A 6,115-nucleotide genomic window follows, 5' to 3' on the forward strand; every position below is an offset into this window, starting at 1 on the left:
AAAATGCTCAGGTTTAGATAACTTTGAGCAGGTTTGAGCAAGTTTTTAGGAGCGGCGAAAACCAGACAGTACTTTATTATGGCAATACGGCTCTTTTGGGTGCTGCTGCCATATTCACGGCTGGGGGGGGGAGTAGCCTTTTCGCCTTAAAGATATCTCCAATCGAATCAACCTGCCAGTAATTGTCCTTGAATAATTCCGGCATTTAGTATTCACTCCGTTCATCCTTAGCGGAGTCGAAGGGTGACTGGCACGATCTATCATGCTTTGGAGTTGATGCCCTTCGACAGGCTCAGGATGTTGCAATCATGTTTAATGTGCCCTCAGATTTTAATAGCCAACATAACACAGGATCTTGTTCCAAAGATTTGCCTGATGCCAGTGCCTCTGGCATCGCCAATCATGAAATGCCGGCATCAGGCGCTTTAAATACTCTCGCTTTCTCTTGCAAAAGAAAGTGCGAAGCTATCGGGAGTGATACGACGTTTACTCCTCCTGGCAGTGCCGACCACAAAATCACTGAAACGTTTATACCGCCATTAAAAATCAGGGGCTGCAGCGAACCGCAGCTGACCGTTCATTCCCCGACTATACCAAACCGGGAACGGTTGGGTGGAAAAGGAATGTTCCTGACCCTGATGCAGAACGCAGGATTAGCTGTCCCGCCATTTAGCTGCATTGATACGAGTACCGTGCAGGCTCTCGAGCATCTTCAGCTTGACGTCAGCCCATTACTGGCCACGCTGGGTGGTCATGAGTTTACGCAGACAACGGCCAGTCTGGCGGATATAAGACAGTGGATTGCCCAAATGGAGCCAACTGGCAACCCATCGGACAATCCCTCTGAGAAGCAGAAGCGCTGGCTCAATGCACTCTCATCGTTTATCGCCGGGCCGGATTGTTATCAGCAAATACGCACACTACCCATTGCCAGCAAAATACGTGATATTCATGAGCGTTTGCGTACCCGCCTGCCTCAGCCTGACAGTCCGATTATCATGCGCAGCTCCGGCGTGGCTGAGGACGCTTTTGGTAACGCCCAGGCCGGCAAATACCGATCCCTGGTGCATGGCCAGGAGGATATCCTGGCAACCTGTCTTGAAGTCCTCGCTTCTGCTTACTGTCCTGCTGTTTTTTCCCCAACAGCCACGCATGGAATATCAATTATCCTGCAACAGTGTATTCAATGCCGCGTTGGCGGGGTCGCCATGAGTTATCGTGGCATTGACGACGGCACGTTAGTGATCGAATGTGGGCCGGGGCAACCCAAGGCGGTGGTGTCCGGTCAATACGGTATCACCCCCCATAGCTATGAGATTAAGCGCAACGGTGAGCAGTGGGAGTCCACCTTTAACCCCGGCAATCCTGAGCGTGGATTCATTCTGAGCCGCAATGACCAGGGTGGCTATGATGAAGAGTTGATCAAATGTGAACCTGACAGTGCAACGCCTGACTTTATTGGCAAAGATCAACTGAACCGTCTGGTTCAGGGGGGCAGAAAGCTGGAAAACGCTTTGCTGTGCCCTGTGGATTTTGAATTTGCCATTGAACAGGATGGCCAGGTCTGGTTTTTGCAGGGACGCCCGATTACCTGCCTGCCCGGCGGCAGCCATTTTTCCATGGCATCTCCCGCCCGGTATCTGGATCAGGGCGCCCCGGTCAGCGACGGTTGTGGCTCAGGGTTGGCGGTGGCCATCAACGGTCCGGTCAACGGCAGCAATCTGCCGGAAAACGTCGTCCTTTTTTGTGCTCATGGCGGTGACTGGCTGCTGGCTCCTGAGGTTCTGGCAAAGATAAAGGGTGTGGTCTTCAGAAAATGGGCCAATAACGACCATATATCCATCGGCCTGAGGCAGGAAGGCATACCCTGTGTAGGGATAAATCAGCCCCAATGGTGGCCCGATAATGGTGCACCGGAATGGGTAACGCTGGTGTGTGGGAAGTTTCAGAAGGAGTCCGGTGGGTTTTTATTGCCGGGTGATCGGGAACAGGAGTTGTTGAGCCTCAATGGCGAATCTGCCAGTCCCGATTATCAAACCGCGCTGGCTTCCCTGCAGGCATGGCAGCCTGCGGTGCCGGAAAAAGAACCGTCGGTAGCACGTCTGTTCTCGTGGCTGAGTGAGCAAAATGCCAGACTTCTGAATTTTCTCGGGACGGAGCGACTGATCCATTTGTGTTTGTCCGGAACCGGCGCTGTGCAACTGAGCATGCAACCCCGGCGACAAGAGATTTTGCAGGGATGTGATCAGGAGATCCGCAACTTTATGCAAGAGACCGAGGCTTTTCTCTCTGGCTACGAACGGTTTTTAATGCTGGGCGCAAACGCTGATCATAACCTTAAGCAGCAATACCATGGGGAGTTAATACAACTTCGCAGGCAACTGGCGCTGGTGAGCAAAAATGTTGAACAAGCCCTTGCCCACGTCACAAGGCCGTTCTTGTCCGATGGGGAGTTACCTGCTTCGGGTTCGGATTTTCAACAATGGCTGGCCCATTGCCAGTTATTAAAAGACCACCTGCAACGGCTTGAATCGGTCAACCAGGTGCACAAAATCGAGAGCGTCCATGAACTGATTCTATGGTTGCATAAATGTTTTCTTACCAGGCTCTGGCCCGTGGCCACCGCTTCAGGACAGGGTGAAGTGAGCAGAATAAGGGGGCCTTTTCATGAATATATCCATATTGTTGACTTTTCAACGTCTCAGGAACAGCCATTATTCGATAACACATGCCGTGACGCACTCAGGCAATTAAATGCCAGAAGTGTGACCGTTCTCAATATGTCAGATTACACCCGGTTGTCGATTCAGCTTGAGCATCATGCGTGTACCATCGACCTGTTGGAACAAGCCGACGGTGGCAAACAACGGACCTTTCGGATGTGTTATTCTGAGGCACTCCATTCATCGAAAATAAGCCGAAGCGGAAAGTTCAAGCGACTGTGGTTTTTGGCGCAAACACTGACCCACTATTGGAAAAATAGCGGTTCCCCGGAAATTCATTTCAATGAACAGACAGGCCAGACCCTCTTTGAACTCACCCACCTGCCTGGCAAAAAAGATCTGCAGCGGATGTTTGTGGACATTCTGAGTGTATTGCAAACCTTGGGCGATATGGACTTTTTTTTGGAGTCATTACATCTGGACGAAAGTCAAACAAACTGGAGTATGGCGGCAATCAGGGAAAGGCTGAATAATCCCGCTTTCTCTACAACCAATCGATTAGCCCTGGAGCATATCTACTGGTGCTCCGCTTACTCCCGCGAAACATCACTGATCAACCACTGCACCCGGGATAGGGCGATCCGTCACCTGGTTGCAGCAGCGCTGGTATTTTCTCAAGCTGCCATCGACAGAATTGAAGCAGTGTTGAACGATCAATCCGAAAAGTACAGGCAGACATTACTCTGGCATTGGATACTTTCTGATCCAGCCAAGGCCAGTCCTCTGGTGAACAAATACGTTAACTGGTTAACTGACGAGACAACGGCCATGCGTCTGGTGTCGCAAAATGGCCATATCCTCAAATACCTTGCTCCTGAACTGCGCAATCAGCGGGCAATTGTTTTTGCCGCCATCAAAAGTCACCTTGAAGCTATTGCCGATGCGCCGGAATCCTTTAAAAACGATATTGAAATTATGTCTTATGCCCTGGCAAATACAGAAGACCCGGGAACAATAATTGCCCATACAGGGCCAGAGCTATCATCAAATCCTGTGCTTATCCGGCGCTTGTTAACCACAGCAGTTGAAAACACGTCACTGGCTCTTTCCTGTAATGCGGCAACTGAGTATCTGGAACAAAATCCTGAATTCTATAAAGAGCTTCTTCTGTTGGCCATGGAGCGCAATAATAACGATGATTCCTATCGCTTATATCACCACAATTTCAGGAAAAACCTGCTTAGCGACCATCATCTTTATCGGAAGCTGGCCTTAAAGGTGTTGGCAAAACCCGGAATATTCCACGGCCTGAAATATTTCCCGGAGTTGAATAATGATCGCCAGGTAGTATGCACGGCAGTTGGCTCTGAACCCTTTTCATTAAAATATGCCGGACCTGAATTTCAAGCGGATAAAGAACTGGTCAAAAAAGCTGTCGAGAACAATGGGGGAGTTCTGAAATTTGCCAGTGAAAGGCTTAAGGATGATGAAGACATCGTCTTGGCAGCCGTGAAAAATAATGGGATTGCTCTACAATACGCCAGTGAACGGTTAAGGGCTGATTCGACAATCTTTACAGCAGCGCTGAAAAATACCGCCAGGGCGCTAAAGTATGTCGATGAACAATTCAAACATCATCCGTACTACGTTCGACTGGCTGTCAGTCATCATCATCCCTATCTTGATAAGGGGCAGTGTGGAGATAAGGAATTATTGGCCATTGTCGTATCAAAAGACCCGTTTCAATTTATAACACTCGCCAATCAGAAATTGAGAGATGATGAAGAGTTGGTGCGACTGGCGGTGCAAGGTGACGGTAACATTCTCGAGTATGCCAGTAGCAGGCTACGTAGCCATGAGCCTACTGTCCGGCTGGCAGTTCAACAAAATGGTATGGCACTTGAGTATGCCAGCCCGGAACTGCGGGCCAATAAAGCGCTGGTCAAACTGGCGGTGCATAATGACGGCATGGCGATGGAGTTTGCCAGTGACGCGCTAAAGGATTGCCCGGAAGTGGTCAAACTTGCCCTGCAACAAAATCCGCTGGCGCTTCGGTTTGCCAGTGACCATTGCCGCAATGATCCAGAGCTGGTCAACGTGGCCTTGCAGAACGATGGTAATGCCCTGCGGTACGTCGGTGGTTCTTTACAAAGCAAACCCGAAATCATTGAGGCAGCAATTGAGAATATCGGGCCTGTTGCGGTGAGCTATATTCAACAATCAATTGGTTGATACGACAAGGGTTACCATCGGGGGGATTTCACTTTTGTCACTCGAGAATAGATTCCCTACACGGCAACTTGAAATAACGTAGTAGGGACGAAAATGGCTGCAAAGGCGGCAGTGACACAGACGATAAGTCAGACTGTGGATCAAAAGACTCATAAGGGGCAGGTAATGCCAAAATAGAATGTGGCCCCGAATCCACTTCTGGTTGATTTGATGATGCGGCAAGATAGGGCTCAGTCTCTATAATAATCACTTGCTTAAGGTATGGGCGTGGTTGCTCTGTCACATGGCCTTGCCCAGTAACGATCAGTAGCGGCTGTGCCATGTTTAATGGGTAATTTTCCGACGGTCTTGGGCAGCATACCCTCGCCAGGCACGCTTTCACAGATCGTGGACCGTTAAAGCAATCCTGACACGGATCAGAATGGATAACTTCACCTGCTGCATTCCAAACCGCCGTGAAAAAATGTTCTTTCTCGGAATTCCCACCAACGTTCATATAAACCTCCTGAATCCTGCCAGAGCCCACATTGATATTATAATTTGCAACTATCTTTTGACCGTTTATTTCTGAAAAGATTCCATTAAATGAATGTATTTACCCTGAATTTTCAGTTTGATTTTCTTATGAATACAGCAATACAGGGAGGAACTTTTCCCGGTTTTTACCATCGAATCAGTTAAGTTCCAGAATTACTTAATAAAAGAGTCTATTTAGATGCTTACTATTCAGCCCGGCTCTGCTGGTTATGTACACAATTACTGTTCGCAACCCAATGATCATTCTGTCCAACAGTCATCAGCGGATAGCACACCTGCAAACCCACTCCGTAACGTCACTCCCATCACAGATTGCATCAGCCACCTGAAGCAATCGGAATCGGCACCACAGGTAGGAGATGCGTTTCATTTTTTTGCATCCAGGCATGAGAAGGCTGAGTTGATCCGTTTCTATCGGCAAAAGACAGGTTCCGGGTTTCTTTTTGTTATCCGGCATCCGGACGACCTGGATCATCACCCGTTAAGAAGGCTGCACTATTTTTCCGCTCCCGGAAAAAAAACCGAGCGTCCCGGGCTTATTTATCAGTCTTTGCCCGTCACTCTGATTTTCGATTGTGACAACCTCAGACCCAGGCAGCTGGCCTCACTGAATGAGCTGTTGGAGAACCCACCCCGGCTGGATGGCACGCCCATCAGCACGACAGTCAGCCGGGTTGTTCTGG

The 6,115-nt window shown here is 49.3% G+C and carries 2 protein-coding genes; both read left to right on the top strand.

What is annotated here, in order from left to right; genetic code table 11:
• Window positions 1-308 precede the first annotated feature (308 nt).
• Entirely contained in the window at window positions 309-4,895 is a 4,587-nt protein-coding gene (locus KDK15_RS01490) for a DUF4116 domain-containing protein (protein ID WP_257293595.1), read from the top strand.
• Between the two features lie 715 nt (window positions 4,896-5,610).
• A partial coding sequence (locus KDK15_RS01495; protein ID WP_257293596.1) for a hypothetical protein occupies window positions 5,611-6,115 on the top strand: 505 nt, incomplete at its 3' end.

Source organism: Endozoicomonas sp. YOMI1, from assembly GCF_024606345.1.
Taxonomy (GTDB): domain Bacteria; phylum Pseudomonadota; class Gammaproteobacteria; order Pseudomonadales; family Endozoicomonadaceae; genus Endozoicomonas.

Excerpts from the sequence above, each read along its gene's own strand:
- KDK15_RS01490 (WP_257293595.1), top strand. The coding sequence starts at position 309 with ATGTTTAATGTGCCCTCAGATTTTAATAGCCAACATAACACAGGATCT.